This window comes from Nostoc sp. DSM 114160 (assembly GCF_053470305.1).
The window spans coordinates 3570947-3587829 of record NZ_JBPFGO010000001.1; the positions used below are offsets into that span (position 1 = coordinate 3570947).

The 16883-nt window shown below is 38.2% G+C and carries 12 protein-coding genes; all 12 read right to left on the reverse strand.

What is annotated here, in order from left to right; translation table 11 throughout:
* Positions 1-65: 65 nt before the first annotated feature.
* Positions 66-1397 (reverse strand): MBOAT family O-acyltransferase, encoded by a 1332-nt coding sequence (locus NSTCB13_RS15795; protein ID WP_448265449.1) that lies wholly within the window; start codon positions 1395-1397, stop codon positions 66-68.
* Positions 1398-1631: 234 nt separating this feature from the next.
* Positions 1632-2771, reverse strand: a complete 1140-nt coding sequence (locus NSTCB13_RS15800) for a hypothetical protein (RefSeq protein ID WP_448265450.1) — start codon at positions 2769-2771, stop codon at positions 1632-1634.
* Positions 2772-2780: 9 nt separating this feature from the next.
* Complete coding sequence (locus tag NSTCB13_RS15805; protein WP_448272923.1) at positions 2781-3275, reverse strand: GtrA family protein; 495 nt, start codon at positions 3273-3275, stop codon at positions 2781-2783.
* 53 nt (positions 3276-3328) lie between these two features.
* Positions 3329-4954 carry a glycosyltransferase family 39 protein gene (locus NSTCB13_RS15810; RefSeq protein ID WP_448272924.1) on the reverse strand — a complete coding sequence of 542 codons (1626 nt, stop codon included), beginning with the start codon at positions 4952-4954 and terminating at the stop codon, positions 3329-3331.
* A 71-nt stretch (positions 4955-5025) separates the two neighbouring features.
* Positions 5026-5961 (reverse strand): isopenicillin N synthase family dioxygenase, encoded by a 936-nt coding sequence (locus NSTCB13_RS15815; protein ID WP_445627754.1) that lies wholly within the window; start codon positions 5959-5961, stop codon positions 5026-5028.
* Between the two features lie 16 nt (positions 5962-5977).
* The gene (locus NSTCB13_RS15820; RefSeq protein ID WP_448272926.1) at positions 5978-7771 is read right to left on the reverse strand and encodes an ABC transporter substrate-binding protein; all 1794 of its coding nucleotides are present in this window, start codon (positions 7769-7771) and stop codon (positions 5978-5980) included.
* 22 nt (positions 7772-7793) lie between these two features.
* Positions 7794-8960, reverse strand: coding sequence for an aldo/keto reductase (locus tag NSTCB13_RS15825; RefSeq protein WP_448273217.1), 1167 nt, complete (start codon positions 8958-8960; stop codon positions 7794-7796).
* Between the two features lie 505 nt (positions 8961-9465).
* Positions 9466-11064, reverse strand: coding sequence for a condensation domain-containing protein (locus NSTCB13_RS15830; protein ID WP_448272927.1), 1599 nt, complete (start codon positions 11062-11064; stop codon positions 9466-9468).
* The gene (locus NSTCB13_RS15835) at positions 10994-14437 is read right to left on the reverse strand and encodes a non-ribosomal peptide synthetase (protein WP_448272928.1); all 3444 of its coding nucleotides are present in this window, start codon (positions 14435-14437) and stop codon (positions 10994-10996) included. The genes NSTCB13_RS15830 and NSTCB13_RS15835 overlap by 71 nt, the downstream gene beginning before the upstream one ends.
* Positions 14438-14666: 229 nt before the next feature.
* The gene (locus NSTCB13_RS15840) at positions 14667-15461 is read right to left on the reverse strand and encodes an SDR family oxidoreductase (protein ID WP_448272929.1); all 795 of its coding nucleotides are present in this window, start codon (positions 15459-15461) and stop codon (positions 14667-14669) included.
* Between the two features lie 10 nt (positions 15462-15471).
* Positions 15472-16170, reverse strand: coding sequence for a cupin domain-containing protein (locus NSTCB13_RS15845; RefSeq protein ID WP_445627750.1), 699 nt, complete (start codon positions 16168-16170; stop codon positions 15472-15474).
* Complete coding sequence (locus tag NSTCB13_RS15850) at positions 16163-16771, reverse strand: LysR family transcriptional regulator (RefSeq protein WP_445627749.1); 609 nt, start codon at positions 16769-16771, stop codon at positions 16163-16165. The genes NSTCB13_RS15845 and NSTCB13_RS15850 overlap by 8 nt, the downstream gene beginning before the upstream one ends.
* Between the last annotated feature and the right edge of the window lie 112 nt (positions 16772-16883).

A 16883-nucleotide genomic window follows, 5' to 3' on the forward strand; every position in this document is an offset into this window, starting at 1 on the left:
TTTATTCTTCGCCATATAACATTTGATTTCCTACGCTAAATTTATGCGCATTGAGCGATCGCACACTAAAACTGAAAGTAGACAAAGGGTTGAGGATTAATTGCTGTCAGCCGAAATATTGTTGAAACCAACACCCCAAATAAAACAGCAAAACTCCAACTAGGAATTTTACGCCACCAATCAGCAAACCAACCCTTATAAGCCGCCCAGTGGAGGATAATTAAAGGTACAAAAATCCATGCAATTTGGATATTTAGATTTTCATAACCAAGAGAATTAAAGAATAAAAAGGATTTTTCTATTTGTACAGCACTGCTGAGATCGTTACTCCGAAAGAAAATGACAGAGGCACAAAACCAATAGAATGTTAGGGGAATACCTAGCATCTTTCTCAGTGGTACTAATTCCTTATAGGGAGCGATCCGAGATGACCATTGCCTGTGAACAACTAAGGCGATGCCATTTAATCCACCCCAAACTACAAAATGCCAAGCAGCCCCATGCCAGAGTCCTGATAAAAGCATCAAAGTGAGAATATTTCTATAGCCAAACATTTCTGTGCGTTCAGCTTTTGGTCGTTTTCTCATTAAAGGAATATAAACATAATCTCGCAACCAACTGTAAAGAGTGATGTGCCAACGTTGCCACAACTCAGTGATATTATTGGAAAGATAGGGGAAATTAAAGTTCAGAGGTAGTTTGTATCCAAGTAAACCGGCTGAAGCGATCGCCATATCAGAATAACCAGAAAAATCGCAGTATATCTGGATGACGAAAGAAATAACACCAATCCAACAACTCAAGAAAGTATAATTTTCTGGATTCGTGAAATACTGTTCTACTACAGGCGAAAGATTATCGGAAATGCAGGCTTTCTTAAAATACCCTACGAAAAAAAGCATTAAACATCCTCTAAAATCAACCTCGCTTAAGTTTTTTGGGGTTAGCAGTTGCGGTAAAAAGGTAGATGCACGGACAATAGGCCCTGCAACCAGTTGAGGAAAAAAAGTTACAAATAGAGAAAAATCCCAAAAATTTCTTACAGGTTTGAGTTTACCTAGATAAATATCCAGGGAATAACTCAGAGTTTGAAATGTGTAAAAACTAATCCCTGCTGGCAAAATAATATTAAGGGTTTTAAGACTCAGGGGTAAGCCCAAAAAAGCTAATAAGTTGGCAGCAGAATCGGTGAAGAAATTATAGTATTTAAAAAATCCTAATATTCCGAGATTTGCTACTAAACTAAGTATCAACCATGCTTGACGTTGTTGCTGATTTTGTGGTTTATTTAGCAAGCCATCCCAATTCCAAAAACTTGTAGTTTCTTTTTTTTCTACTACCTCAAGTGAGGCGATCGCTTTTGCTTGCAAATCACTAACCTGTGGTCTAGATAGCATTAAACCGACAAAGTAATCAATAACTGTCGATAGCAAGAGCAAAAAAAGGAAGCGCCAATCCCAAGCACTATAGAAAATATAACTACAGACTAGCAGCCACAATTTCCGATGATTGTGTTTCTGCAAAGCCCAATAAATGCAGAAAACAATCAGGAAGAAAAATATAAACCGAAATTCTGTGAATACCATATTTATTTATATGTAATTAGTGATTAGGTAATAAAAACTAGATATTTAAAGTCTACCACTAATAAGTTTTTCTCCAGAATTTTTCAAATATTGGCTAAATTCTGATGCCAGTAAAAGTGTGAATTCTTCAGCGCCTTGATGATTGAGATGTGCGCTATCAATTCTGCGATCTAGTTCATATAAATTAGTAAAATTATTAGGATTATTAAAAGCAAATAGATTCTCGATATATCCCGATTTATACGCTCTGTAAATAGCAGATGGGTTGGAATCAGTTTCGAGAATTGGAGGAATGAAAAATATAGCTTCCATTTTCTTTTTGTTAACTTGCTGCTGTTGTTCGATCCGAGAAGCAATATTCTTCATCATTTTCGCTCCATATATTGTAGATGGATCGTTAAATACATTTTCTGAATTGAAATTTGCTAATTTTGCTTGTTCATTTTTGAGATTTTTTTGATAAGTATCCAAACCATTTGCTCTAAACATAGTTTTCCATTTATCAGCTTTTTTTTGCCAATCTATTGCGTAATATCCAGATTCTTGTATGAGCCTATCCTCAGATACTTTTGCTAATGGATCTGAAATTGATAAATCTAAATTTAATATTCTTTCCTGCCAGAAAGTAGAAAGTTGACCAATTCCTAGCCATCGGTAGATAAAGCTTTGAAAGTTAGCGTATATATATGGAACTTTTGCTTGCCAGCTATCGATTGATGATTCCAAAATTAATTGGAAATTTTCTAGTGTTTTCCGAGGAGTATGCCAGTATATCTCTTGAACGGAAGTAGAGCCAATGTTGGTAAATAAGTCAACTGAACAATCGAGAAATATCCACTTTAAGTTTGCTGGTTCTAAAGCCAGAATTTTTTGTAAATAAAAATCTAGTTCTGATACATTTGCACCTGCAATACCAAAGTTGAAAGATTTTACACTTTTACCCTGTGTCGTCATGTATTCATCAAACAATTTCGGGATCACCCCAAAGTAGGTAGTACTTGGCCCTAGAAAAATAGCGTCATAATCATCTTTGTGTTCAGTCAAATATTGCCATTTAACACTGATTTCACCAAGGTTCTGGATAGTCTTGTAATAGGGTAAAACGAGATTCAAGCATCCAGAAGAAAAAAATATAGTAGTTATAAAAATTAAACTATAACCAAACATAACTAGTGGTTTTAACATGATTGTTCCTTAGATATCTACAACTACATCTACTTCTGCCTTTGTTAATTGCCAGTTCATCTTCAGGTTGAGCCAGAAATTCCAAAGTGTCACACAAGCGATCGCTACCAATTTAGCTATGTATTCATTCACGTGGAATTGATAAAATAGCCAATTTACAATTAGGCTATTGAAAATCAGCCCAACCAAACAAATTAGATTAAACTTGACAAAACGTTGAAACTTTAAATTTAATTTTTGTTGAAAAGACACATCACCAAACGTCCATAAATCATTCCACAGAAAATTATTAATAATTGCTATTTCTGTGGAAAGCATTGCACTCAGAGTTAACGCCAAACATAATGAGCTATGTAAAAAATAAAATGCTCCCAAGTCTACAATTACCCCACTAAAACCGACTACAGCAAAGCGAAAAAAACGACTTATGAGCGTTGAAGAAACAACTAATTGGACTTTATCTCTCAAGAAGCTAATATTAAAGTAGTTAATAAATTTATTCATTCAATTTTTACTCACTTAATATTTTTTATCGAGGCTGCTACAATCAGAAATATTCACGTCTTCTGATTTTTCTCGAGTTGCCAAAACCCTTCAAGCGGATAGACTAATTTCAGGGAGTTAGTTTTATCCTTCTCAAGCTGATGAGCTAAACTATTTTCCAGATCGTCAACAAAGAAAATAGGATTGTAATATTGAGGAATTATTGGTAACTGGTCATTTTGGATTGTAAGTAAGCCAACTTTTGGCTTTAAGTTATGACTTAAGGTGAGGATAACTCCCAAGTTATAATCATTTTTACTACTTACCAATAAAATACTATTAGATTGATTAATAAGTTGACTCATTGCTAGCAAATTCTTGCCACCAATTTGTGACCACCAAGTTTCAGTCTGAAAAAATCTAACATCAGAAACTAGCCCAGAGATGAGTAATCCCATCGTCATAATTTGCCAAAGATTTTTCTGCCAGTTCTTTGCTAAAAAAAGCTGGAAAGCTAAAATATAGATTACAGCAATTTGGATGCTGAGGTATAAGGGTAACTGATAGCGAAAATAAATGGAGCGAATTCCTCCAAAAATTAGGTCGTATAAAAGCAATGTTAAACCGGGAAATCCCCCTAATAAAGCAATAAATAAACTAGTGTTATTTGATAAGTGATTTTTCAAGAAAATGATAATGTAAATAATCAACAATAAACTGGCTATTATTGTAGGAATACTATAAAACAAAGGACTTTCCGCAGGCAAATTATTGACCCAAGCATCATCAGAAGCCAAATTAAAATCAAAAAATATTCGGCTAATCCGACTGAGCCAAATTCCAATCAGGTCAAAAGGACTATCGGTTTTAAATGTTATCCATGACAAAAGATTTGTTGCTGTGTCAGCTTTGGTAATCAGCACCGTTAGCCAGGGTAAAAACATTAAGCAAGCTGCTATTGAACTCAGTAAATAATTACGCAAGGTTTTGTGAAAGCGAAACTTTTGCCTAATAACTACATAAATCCCATGAGCGATCGCAACCATTACTGTTAATAAATGGGTATAGAATCCCAAGGCTAGGGTGAGAGCATACACAGCCCAGGTAGAGAAACTTTCTCGGCAAATAGCTCGCAACAAAGCAGCACTTGATACTAGGATCATCACCATCCACAAACCGTATTCTCGTGCATCTTGGGCAAAGAAAACCTGCAAGGGAGAAATCCCCATCACAGCCATTCCCACCCACCCTACTAGTGGTGATTCAAATAACTCTAAACACAACCAATACACACTAGGAAATATCAACAAACTGATTACTGCTGATAAACTCCTAACTCCCGCCGGAAAATCCCCAAAGACTTGCGCCCACAATCTCACCATTACATAATACAAAGGTGGATGTTGCGGGTCTGAAGTTATTAAGTAGCGAACTGTATCAGCCACAGATCGATCTGGGTTAATGTGTTGATATTTGTCTAAAGTGATGGCAGGAATTATGCCTTGATTATTACCCCAATTGCTAAAAACTTCTTGTTTAACCTCAGCTAGCGTATGACCAGATATTGCCAGCGATGTAGCAATTTCATCGTACCAATACACTTTTTGCCCTAAATGGGTAAAGCGAAAGAAAATACCTAACCCAATCAGGCTAATTACCAAAATTTTTAACCAAGTTGGAGGATTTGACTTTGCTAGCAATTGGATCAACCCTTTTTAAAGTAATGTATTAATTACGAATTATGTTAGCGACGCAAAAGCGTCATTACGAATTACCCTTTTGGCTGTTTAAAATATTCCTGTGCAAGAATTGGTGGATACTTAGGAACTTCATCTATATCTAAGCAAGTCTGAATGGACTTAATTTGAGCATCGTAATTAGGGCCTGTAAAAAAGGCGCATGAGTACCTTTGTTTAGCACTGTGAGATTGAGTTGGAACTATAACTCGATGTCGTGTAGCGCCAAATTTATCGTTCGTCCATCGCTGCATTAAATCTGCCACCAATACGATAATTGCATCAGGAATGAAGGGCGCTACAACCCATTCCCCAGCATTTGTATATACTTCTAATCCTTCAGAATCTTGAAATAAAAATGTCAGCGTTCCGATGTCGGTATGTTCTGCCAGATAAACTTTTCCTAGTTCTGGAGGATGATATATCGATGGGTAGTGATGTAAAACTATGCCGTGATTCTGCTCTGAATATAAATTTGTAAAGTAATTTTCTGGAATTCTCAGGGAAATAGCCAAAGCTTGGAATACTTTCAGGGCGCTTTCGTGACAACCCATGAAAAATTCTATCATCACTTCACGAAACTGAGTTGGATTTTTAGGCCATTTATTCGGTTCAAAAAAAGGATCTTCAATCGCACCAACTTCATCAGGAGTAATTTCTTTCCCAAAATGAAAGCCTTCAGTCATTAGCTCATTGGCATTATGTTTATCTTCACTCTTTTTAAAATTATGATATCCGCGAAGATTCCGATCTGGAAAGAAAGATATTTGTTCTTTTTCATGCTCCGGTAGTGCAAAAAAGCACTCGGTTTGTGAAAAAACTTGAGCAATTAGAGTATTAGGAATACCATAATTTTTGAGGTAGAAACATCCGACCTCATGAATAGCAAGAGAAATTTGTGCAGCGACAGCTTCTTTTGCGGTTAAGTCACCTATAAGAAAAGGATTGAAATCAATGATAGGAATTTGCATACAAACGATATCCTCTTTAGTTAATCTCAGTCAGTTTCAAGTTGTAAGTGTTCCAAAATGTTCCTAGTAGGGCAGAGTGTTCAATACCTTGGATACGATTTCGTACTGCCACCATTGATAAAGGGTTAACTAGATAAATAAATGGCAGATACTCCTGAGTAATTTGTTGAGTTTCTACATACATAGCTTTACGCTTTGCTTCATCCACTTCGGAGGCTGCTTGAATGTATAAATTACCAATTTTTCGTTCCCAATCTGCAACCTGTCGCCCTATTATCGGCGTTTGTCCTGCTTGAGATTCTTGATTAAAAAAGTGCCAACCAGCTTCAGGCAACCAAACATTAGCCCAATCATTTGGTTCTTGACCGACAGCAACCTCAAGTAATTGACACTCCCAATCAAAAGTTTGAGTCAATTTATTGATGAAAATGCTAGCAGCTACAGGATTAAAATCAACAGTTATGCCAAGGTTACTCAAATTTTGTTTTATGTGTACTCCCATCGCCTGCAATGCATTATTGGTACTATTCGTCATTAGGCTAAAGCGGACAATATTGCCTTGCTCGTCTAATAGCTGACCTTGATTGTTGTATTTAAAACCTGCTTTTAGAAGTAATTTTTTCGCTTTTTGAAGATTGTATTCGTAGACAGTTTGAACAGGATAATAATACTTGCTCTGTACAGCAATCGGCGAATTTTGCAGTTTACCCAATCCCTTATAGATATTGTTGAGTATTTGTTGTCGATCAATTCCATAGGCAACTGCTTGTCTAAATTCCACTGTATTGAACCAACGAGACTTTATAGGATCGACCAATGCTTGACCATTCCTACTACCTTGATTGAGATTAAAAGTAATAGCAGTTGACCCAATAAAAAGACCGCCATTATAGATAGTAAACTTTCCTTTACTTTCTTCATGTTTTAATAATGAAAAATAATCAGTATTGACGTTGATGTAATCCAATCCTCCAGAACGAAATTGGATTAAAGAAGTATCTTGATTAGGAATAATTTGTCCAATCACGCGCTCAATATAAGGTTGTGAGTTGCCTTGAGTATCTTTACGCCAGTAATAAGGATTTTTGCGGAAAATTATTCGCTGGCTCGGAGTATAAGATTCTATTGTATAAGGGCCGTTGACAATAATATTTTTTGGGGGAGTATCAGTTCCCCAAATTGACATAAATTTGGGTATGCCTTCTTGGCTTTTTGTTTTGACGCTTTCCCGAAAAATATGGGCTGGTAAAATTTCTAATTTTGTAGCCCGAATAAATGGAGCAAATGGTTCAGGTAATGTAAATTCTACTCGCAAATTATCAAGCTTTCGTACAGTAGGGAAGGTACGATTTTGCCCAATTATAAAGAAGTCTTTGGCGTAAGTAGGAATGTCTGGATTACGGTAAATTTCATTGTAGGTAAAAACGACATCTTCAGCCGTTAGTGGTTTTCCATCTGACCATTTTAGCCCTTTTCTGAGGGTGTAAATTACTTGTTTATTATCCTTGGAAGTTTGCCAAGATTTAGCTAGATCGGGTTCAATTTCTCCACGAGCATTTTCTTTAACTAGCCCTTCATAAGTATAGTTTAAAATATAAGCCGATTCTACGATTAAAGCTGGATTGAAAGTTGTCGGTTCAGTTGGGAAAGGGACAATAATTTCAGATGTTGGTATTGCTGGGATTTTTGAGGTAATTTGATGATAGATAATTATGGCGATCGCAGTTATAAAAGCCAGCAAAATTACTAGCCAACGATGACGAATTAAAGTATATTTTTGATGATTTTTTAATAACTTAGAATGCGACATCGTGAAACCACTCCGCAATTTCTTATTGACTAGGTTGAGATAACAACCTATGAGCATCTTCTAATAAAGCTGGTATTTTGTCAGCATGGGGACTATGACGCAAACAATCACTTAGATCGAATTGTCTAACTTTTTCTGCTGTCAAGCCAGGGAACCAAGGATCGGCAGTATTTAAGTGGTTGTAACGCCTTGTAGCATATTCAAACATATCAAAAGCGATCGCTAAATTTCGCAACCATAAAATAACTGGAATATTAATCTCACCAGGGGTTTGGGGATATCTGGGTAAACCAGTGTGCCAAGTGCAATACCAGTCTTGTCCTAATGTGGCGATCGCTGCTTTCTCTAAACGGTTTAAAATTGGTGGTAAAATTTCATCTGCTCGTTCTAAAAGTTCTATAACCTTCAAGTGTTCGTCAAAATCTGATGGTTTAGATGCGCCCAAGCTGAGAGTATGTACTTGCGGATGGCTCAAACAAAACAGATCGTTAAACACCATCGGGCTAAGAGGATAGCACAAGTCTAATAACTTTTGTGGAGGCTTATAAAGCATACCACCTTTATCTGATGGGCTAATGATAAATACACCCATATCATGACGTGTGGCGGCTTCAATGGCGGGCCAATTGAATTGATTAATGTAGTACCAGTGGAGATTGACATAATCAAATTGATTGGTTTCAATGGTTTTGATAATTAAGTCTGTTGGAGCGTGGGTAGAAAAACCAATAAACTTTACCTTACCCTGAGCTTGCAACTGTTGCGCTACATCAAGACAGCCATTGAGACGAATGCTATCTTCAAGATGTTGATAATTATTAATGCCATGCAGTGTTAATAAGTCAATGTAATCTAGCTTTAATAAAGCCAAAGATTTCTCACATAAATGGCGGAAGTCTTCAGAGTCAGATGTAGGAGTAACCTTAGTCTGGACAATAATTTTTTCTCGAGGCAATTTAGGTAAAATAGCTCCTAATTGCATCTCAGAAGTTCCATACATTCGGGCAGTTTCGATGTGATTAATGCCAACTTCTAAAGAACGGCGAATAGTGGCTTCTAAATTCTGCTGATTTTCATCGGGAATTTGTTCTTGAGTCAGCTCCTTATACTCAGTATAGACGTAGCGCATTCCGCCACAGGAAAAGACTGGCATTGGCAATTCTGTACGCCCGAATCTACGATATTGCATCATAAATGTGTTTTGATTAAAAAAGCGATTCATTAATGACTTTTTGCCGAAATCAAGCCCTGCATTACTTTGAGATGAAACATCAAGTATGATTTTTCAATATACTGAAGGCGATCTTGAATTAACTCATGTATCTTGGAGTAGTTAGACGGTGGCATACTTGGGTATAGATGATGCTCTGACAACGAATGTTTGAACAATCGTTCTAAATGTAGGAATTTCATGCAATATACGAAGTTATTCGTTAGATATTTGAGTAACTTCCCTAATACTATGTTTGGTATTTTCAATTATTTGATTATTTTTTGTAAGTTCCATGTTTTTCATCTCTAAATTAAGATTTGCTTGGACAGAGCAGTTTAAATATTAGATAAGTAGGCAAGAATAAATCGAAGTTTAAAGTACTTCCAGACGTAGGGTGTGTTATGCGTAGGCTAACGCACCTTGGATTGTTGACGGTGCGTTGCGCTATGCGACAACACACCCTACATGGAAATGAAATTCCTTAACTATTTAATTGATATTGGATGGCTGCTGCTAGCTGAAATACAGTAGGTTTTTCAAACAAGTAAATCAACGGTAGTTCGACTTGCAAAGCTGACTGTAGTTTGCAGATAACTTCAAGAGCTTGAGCAGAATGTCCTCCCAGTTCAAAAAAGTTGTCTTGAGTGCTAATCCGATCTATCCCTAAAATTTCTTTCCAGATAGCTAATACAACTTCTTCGATAGAATTTTGAGGTGTAACAAAATCCCTCGATATTGGAGAAACAACAGTTTGAGTGGGCAAACTTGGGGGTTCAGATATTAAGATAAGTTCAGTTAAACGCTGGTTATAATTGGTCGTTATTTTTTCCAGTAAAGTCTGAAAATTATCGACCATCTTGGTAATAGTGGCAGCTTCAAATAAATCGGTTCTGTATACAAGCAGACCTTCAATACCTGTTGATGTTTCTTCGAGCGTTAACTCTAAATCAAACTCTGCGGTATCTTTTGTATCTCTAGCAATCAACTGCTCTTTCAAAGTAAGATTTGCAAATTGTAAATTATCCTCTGGAGTATTTTGAAAGACAAACATTACTTGATTTATTAATGTGTAACTGGGATCTCTGACTGGTTGGAGTTCTTCTATTAGCTTAATCAGGGGCATTTCTTGATGAGCGTAAACACCCAAGGCTACCTCGCGCACTCGGCTAAGTAGTTCTCGGAAGCTGGGATTTCCTCCTAAATTGGTACAAAATGGCAGTAAATTGACAAAGAAACCAATCAGTCCTTCAGTTTCTACTTTGGTGCGATTTGCCAAGGCGCTGCTGACAATGATATTTTCCTGTCTTGTATAAGAGAAGAGTAATGTCTGGAATGCTGCCAACAATGTCATAAACAGGGTTACGCCTTCCTGTTGACTCAGTGCCTTCAGCGCTTCGGTTAATTTTTTTGAGAGAAATACTGATTGACTCGAACCCTTGAAGGTTCGCACTGGTGGACGTGGGCGATGCCTACGGCCAGCTTCGCTAACGCATGGTAGCTTCAATATTGGCGGACTAGTGCCTAAATGCTTTTGCCAAAACTGAAGCTGAGACTCTAAGACTTCTCCTTGTAACCACTGCCTCTGCCATTGAGCAAAGTCGGTATATTTAATCGGTAACTCAGTCAACGGCGACGGCTTACCCTCACAAAAGGCTTCGTAAACCTTTGCTAGTTCTTGGGTTAGGACACTAAAAGACCAACCATCAGCAACGATATGGTGGGTGACGGCAACGAATAGATACTCTTGTTCATCCAAACGCCAAAGCTTGCTGCGTAATAAAGGGCCTCGTGCCAAATCGAAAGGATGCTTAATTTCCTGTTCAGCCTGTTGTGTAGCTTGAGCTTCGCGCTCAGTTTCGCTGATGTGCCGGAGATCGATTACTGAAAAGTCAAAGACAGGCTCGTTAATAACAGCATAGACGACTTGGCCATTCTTAACCTGAAAAGTCGATCGCAATGTCTCATGTCGCCGGACAATTTCTCTTAAACTCTCCTCTAATGCTTTCTCGTTAAGCGCACCTGTGATGCGATAGACCCAAAGGCAGGTTATAGATGGAATTGCCTGGATAGAATTGGTCAAAAAACCACAACTCTAGCTGGGTTAAAGAAATTGGTATTGGCTCGTTTTGGGGAGGAAGTCGTTTTAGAGCTAACTCCTGCCGGTCTGGGGCTTTAGCTGTAGCAATTTTTTCGGCTAAAGGTGCGATCGCCGGAGACTCAAACAAACTTAACAGTGGTAATTCTATCCCAAATGCTTTGCGCGTTAAAGCAATCACCTGAGTTGCCAGTAAAGAATGTCCCCCCAAATCAAAGAAGTTATCGTAAATACCAACTCGTTCTAACCCTAAAACATCTCTCCAAATCCCAGCCAAAATTTCTTCGGTGGGAGTACGCGGTTCAACAAAAGTTTGACTTAATTCCGGTCGGCTGGTTGTTGGTTCTGGGAGAGCGCGACGGTTTACCTTACCATTGGGTGTGAGCGGGAATGATTCCATTTCGACAAAAGCCGATGGAATCATATAATCTGGCAATTGCTTAGTTAAAAAAGTCCGCAGTTGTTCGACTGTGATTGTCTCTCCCACAATGGGGACAAAGTAAGCGACTAAATATTTTTCCCTGGCACTTTCCCCATACACTTTTGCTACTGCTTGGTTAATTTGAGGATGTTTGCTCAGAACGGCTTCAACTTCTCCCAGTTCAACGCGAAAGCCCCGAATTTTTACTAAATCATCTATCCGTCCCAAAAACTCGATATTCCCATCTGGTAGATATTGGGCTAAGTCCCCAGTTTTGTACAAACAACTTGATTTTAGATTTTGGATTTTGGATTTTGGATTCTCAGAACTTTCAGCAGATTGGAAATTTTCACTTGTGTCCCTCAATCTAAAATCTAAAATCGGCAATCCAAAATCGGTAAACGGATTGGGGAGAAATTTTTGATTCGTCAAATCTGCACGGTTGAGGTAGCCACGAGCCAAACCATCACCACTCACGTAGAGTTCCCCAGCCACACCAATCGGCACGGGTTGCAGATTGTTGTCTAATAAATAAACTTGCACGTTGACAGCAGCTTTACCAATGGGCGGATAAATCGGCCATTCATCTGGGTTTTGGCTAAAAGTATAAGCTGTCACTAAGTCTGCTTCTGTAGGGCCATAGAAATTGTAGAGTGTACAATTTTCCAGACGCTTAAACAGCTCGATCGTAGGCTGAGTAATTTGGAGTTGTTCGCCACAAGCGATCGCTTCCCGAATATTCTGAAATAGATGTTCTTGCTCTCCGTATATTTCTGCTAATTGCTGCCAAAGGCTAACTGGCAGAAAAACTTTACCAATTGGGTTATTAGCAAGTAAATGAATTAATTTATCTAAATCTTTGCGATCGCATTCAGAAATCATATACAGCGTGCCTCCCAAGCCCCACGCCACGGATATTTCGTGATAGCTGACATCAAAACTCAGGGAAGCAAACTGAAGCACACCAATACCTGTAGCCATTTTTGCCTGATGGTGTGCTACTAAATTGGCGAGCGATCGCTGGGTAACAAGAGTGCCTTTAGGAGTGCCAGTAGAGCCGGAGGTATATATGATATAGGCTAAATTATCAACTCCTACCTCAACTTGCAGATTACTCTCAGATTCTTTGGCGATTTCGTCTTCATCTTCATCTAACACAATTAGACGATGAGCCAAGTTGCCATTAAATAATGACTGCAAATGTGTTTGAGTTAAGATGACTGGTGTTTGAGAATCGTTGAGCATGAAGGCTAAACGCTCTGATGGATAAGTAGGATCGAGGGGAACGCAAACTCCTCCAGCCTTGAGAGTTCCTAAAATAGCGCTAGCAGCTGCTAGCGATCGCTCCACACAAATACCCACTGGGACATCTGGTTTCACACCGAAGCGTTGCAAGTAGTGGGCGATTTTATTGGCTTGCTGATTTAACTCCTGATAAGTCAATCGTTGATTTTCATATACCACTGCCAAAGCTTGGGGTGTTCTTTCAACTTGCTCCTCAAATAATTGATGGATGCAACGATTGATGGGATGCGCTGCTGAGGTAGCATTCCACTGTACTAAAAGCAAATCTTGCTCTCTTGGAGTCAGTATCGGTAACTCGCCTGGGGTGCGATGAGGATTAGCGGTAATTCCCTGCAACAGAGTAAGGAAATGACCAGCCATGCGATCGATAATGTTTGCATCAAAGCGTTGGCGATCGTAGTAAATTTTTACAGTCATTTCCTCGCCAGGAATTGCCAGCAGTGTGAGAGGATAATTGGTTTGTCCTCTGTCTTGTAGTTCCCCAATGCTTAAGTTTCCAGGGAGTTGCTGCAATGTTACATTTACAGGATAGTTTTCAAATACAACCAGGCTTTCAAACAAAAGTTGAGTGCGAGGAATTTCACTTACGCCTTGAATATCTACCAGTGGGGTGTATGAATATTGCTCTCGTTCTATATATTCTTGTTGCAACAACCGCAGCCAGGTTAACAAATCGGTTGTATCCGGGATTTTCACCCGTGCGGGTAATGTATTAATGAACAATCCCACCATCGACTCCACACCAGATAAAGTAGGTGGGCGGCCAGATACAGTAGTGCCAAAAACTACATCAGACTCACCACTATAACGACTTAGTAACAGCCCCCAAGCTGCTTGTACCAAGGTGGCAAGTGTGAGATGATGTTGTTGGGCAAAAGATTTTAAGGTAGTTGTCGTCTCGGCTGATAGATGTTGCGATCGCACCTCAATATTTTGCTGTTGGTGAGAACTCTGCCCTAGCGATCGTTCAACTATTAAAGGCGTAGGTGCAGTAAACCCCTCAAGATTTTGTTGCCAGAATGCCTTCGCTTCAGCTAAATCTTGCTGTTGCAACCAATTAATATAATCTCGGTAAGGACGACTGGGAGCTAAATATAACTGTTGACCGTTCTGAATTGACTCATATAAAGCAAACAATTCTTTGAAGATAATCGGCCAACTCCAGCCATCAACTAATAGGTGATGAAAACTCCAAACAAACTCATAAGTTTCATCGGCTACTCGGATTAAAGCAAAGCGCATTAATGGAGCTTTGTCAAGTTCAAAACCTTGTTTTTTATCTGAATCTAAGAAAGAATTGAGACGTATTTCTTGCTCTTGCTGAGGAAACATTCGCCAGTCTAAAATAGACCAAGGCAAATTCACTTGTTTACGCACCACCTGAACTGATTGTTTGCGATTCTTCCAAACAAAAAGAGTCCGCAAAGCCGAATGTCGCTCTACCAACAGTTGCCAAGCTCGTTCAAATATACCTGAATCTAAATTGCCATGAATAGTTAATTGAAACTGCTCAAAATAGATTGTCGATTCCGACTCATAGAGAGTATGAAAGAGTATCCCCTCTTGCGTAGGTGAAAGGGGATAAATAGATTCAATATCTTTATTTTTACTTTGTTTTTGTGCAACTACCATTGTTTTTTATATGATATTAATTATGTTATTGGAATTCCCATTTAACTGAGGTACAGAATCAATGTTTTTTAACGCAGAGGGGCGCAGAGTAAAGCGCAAAGGTACGCAGAGGTTTGCCCATTTTTCTTAGCAATGTATTAAGAACTTCTGGGACTCTGCGGTTCGTTGAAAAAAAGTAATTTTCATAAATCAAATAGAACTTATATAAACTAAAAACTTACCCAATCTCTTAAAAAGCAGACGTTGATAATCCGCCATCTATCGGAATAGTAACACCCGTAATATAGCTAGCACATTCTGACGCTAGAAAAGCAACCAAATTAGCAACCTCACTAGAAATACCGCGACGACCAAGAGGAATCATCTTATTCGTTCCTTCTATTATCGAATCAACCGTCCGACCTTCCTCTTGGGCAAATACTTCTAAATATTCTCTATGCCTTGGAGTATCAATCAGACCAGGATTGACACAGGTAACTAAAACATTCCACTTAGCAACTTGCGAAGCAACAGTTTTAGTAAAGTTGATTAATCCAGCATTCGCCACTCCCGATTTCACAAGACGACTAGAAGGTTCTTTTCCTGATGTTCCAACAATATTGATAATGCGCCCCCATCGCTGATTTTTCATTGTCGGTAGCACTAAATTCGTCATGCGAATATAGCCCATTAACTTACCTTCAAACACAGTTATCCAATCTTCATCAGATAAATTTTCTACTGCTTCATTAGAAAAACTAGCCCCTTCGGAATTATTAACTAAGATATCAATTTTGCCAACCTGGCTGATAGCTTCTTGGACTAACTTTTGAGAATCACTTGCATTTTGCACATCAGCACAAATCGGGATAATTTTAACTTGAGAACCAACCAAACCTTGATAAGCTTGTTCTAACCGCTCATAATTTCTCCCACAAATTATTAACTGACAACCTTCTGCTGCCAGCTTTTGGGCAACGCTATAACCTATACCAGCACTTGCTCCTGTCACTAAAGCTACTTTCTGTGTTAATCCTAAATCCATGATTGTTCCCTTACGAAGTAGTTAGCGATCGCGCCATATATGTCTTGGAAACAGTATCTTGTACTGAGAGAAGAGAGGGAGGTTTAATTGAAATTTCAACCAAAAATACTATTTCGTCACAGAGATTATATCCTCCATAAAGAACATCAGCCGGAGCATAATAAACACTATTAGATTCTAACTGCTGCTGTTGTTCTTCCACCATCATTCTCAACTGACCGTTAAGAATTATTCCCATTGTTTCACTAGCAGACTGGCGAATTGGTATTATCCCTTTGGGAGGAATTTTAGTAATAATAATTTTAAACCAAGAACCAACAACAGACTGGCACTCAAAACCTGTAATTTCATCTGGAGTTGGTGAAACTTTCAAAATAGCTTCCTCAGCTTCCTCAGAATGAGTGATGCGTTTCACATCAAATGCTAATGCTGTTTCGGAGAAAGGGTTTATAGAACCATGAAGAACATTAGAACCTGCCACATAAACTTGCTCAAGGGGTTCAAGAATTTCTTTAGTACCATTAATATTTATTTCTAAACGCCCTTTTATTTGCATTCCAATTTGACTTTCAGGATGCCGATGTAATTCAAACGTAGCCCCTGCTGGAATAGAAACTAATTGCACAACTGTATCTTGACATTGAAATGCAATTAACTCTACATCTGAATTAATTTTGATGGTTTTTGGCTGAGGAAAATATTTAGACATAATTTTCTGCTAATTTTTTCTGGAAAATTGACCAACTCATCTGGATATTTCCGTAGGTTGAAATAAACTCTAAATCGTAGGCTTTAACAGCATTCTCATTAGTAATAGCCAAATCAGCTAAACCCTGCATTACTTGAATTGCTGAATCGCTGGTAGAAGGAGACAAATCCACTTGTATTTGTGTTCGATCTTGAGAATCTGGCAAGAGTTCTGTCAACAAAGGTAAAGGAGCAGGATGAGTAACAATTCTAGAACCGTTGAAAACTACCTCTGTATTTTTTTTCTTAGCCAATCCATAAACTGGAGTAGGATATATAAAAATGAAACCTAAATCAAAACTTGGCTCCATATAAAACTCATTAATCCGGTCGTAAGCATGAGGAACTAAAGCCAAATTCACCTTGTCTTGCAGCAAAGCTTCTCTAACATCTGTAAAAGTATCAAATAACTGAGTTGATACAGTTACTTGTTCTGAAGTCAGATGGTTAGTTATATGTTTAGCAGCATAATCACTACTAGTAGCAGCAGGCCCCAAAGTACCTATGACTAAATTTTTGGCAGGAGGGATACGAGGTTTAAATTCAATCTGAAATTCCAGCATAGTTTTTCCTGAGTAATCATCATGATATTTTTTAGTAGCGAGTCATTAGTAGCTTTGTTATAAATCACCTCCAAGAATTTAGTTTATTTGCAGAAAACCTTGTTAAAACAGA

Coding starts and splice junctions, on each gene's coding strand:
- NSTCB13_RS15845 (WP_445627750.1), bottom strand. CDS start 16,170: ATGTCTAAATATTTTCCTCAGCCAAAAACCATCAAAATTAATTCAGAT.
- NSTCB13_RS15815 (WP_445627754.1), bottom strand. CDS start 5,961: ATGCAAATTCCTATCATTGATTTCAATCCTTTTCTTATAGGTGACTTA.
- NSTCB13_RS15825 (WP_448273217.1), bottom strand. CDS start 8,960: ATGCAATATCGTAGATTCGGGCGTACAGAATTGCCAATGCCAGTCTTT.
- NSTCB13_RS15840 (WP_448272929.1), bottom strand. CDS start 15,461: ATGGATTTAGGATTAACACAGAAAGTAGCTTTAGTGACAGGAGCAAGT.
- NSTCB13_RS15820 (WP_448272926.1), bottom strand. CDS start 7,771: ATGTCGCATTCTAAGTTATTAAAAAATCATCAAAAATATACTTTAATT.
- NSTCB13_RS15850 (WP_445627749.1), bottom strand. CDS start 16,771: ATGCTGGAATTTCAGATTGAATTTAAACCTCGTATCCCTCCTGCCAAA.
- NSTCB13_RS15805 (WP_448272923.1), bottom strand. CDS start 3,275: ATGAATAAATTTATTAACTACTTTAATATTAGCTTCTTGAGAGATAAA.
- NSTCB13_RS15795 (WP_448265449.1), bottom strand. CDS start 1,397: ATGCTATCTAGACCACAGGTTAGTGATTTGCAAGCAAAAGCGATCGCC.
- NSTCB13_RS15800 (WP_448265450.1), bottom strand. CDS start 2,771: ATGTTAAAACCACTAGTTATGTTTGGTTATAGTTTAATTTTTATAACT.
- NSTCB13_RS15835 (WP_448272928.1), bottom strand. CDS start 14,437: ATGGTAGTTGCACAAAAACAAAGTAAAAATAAAGATATTGAATCTATT.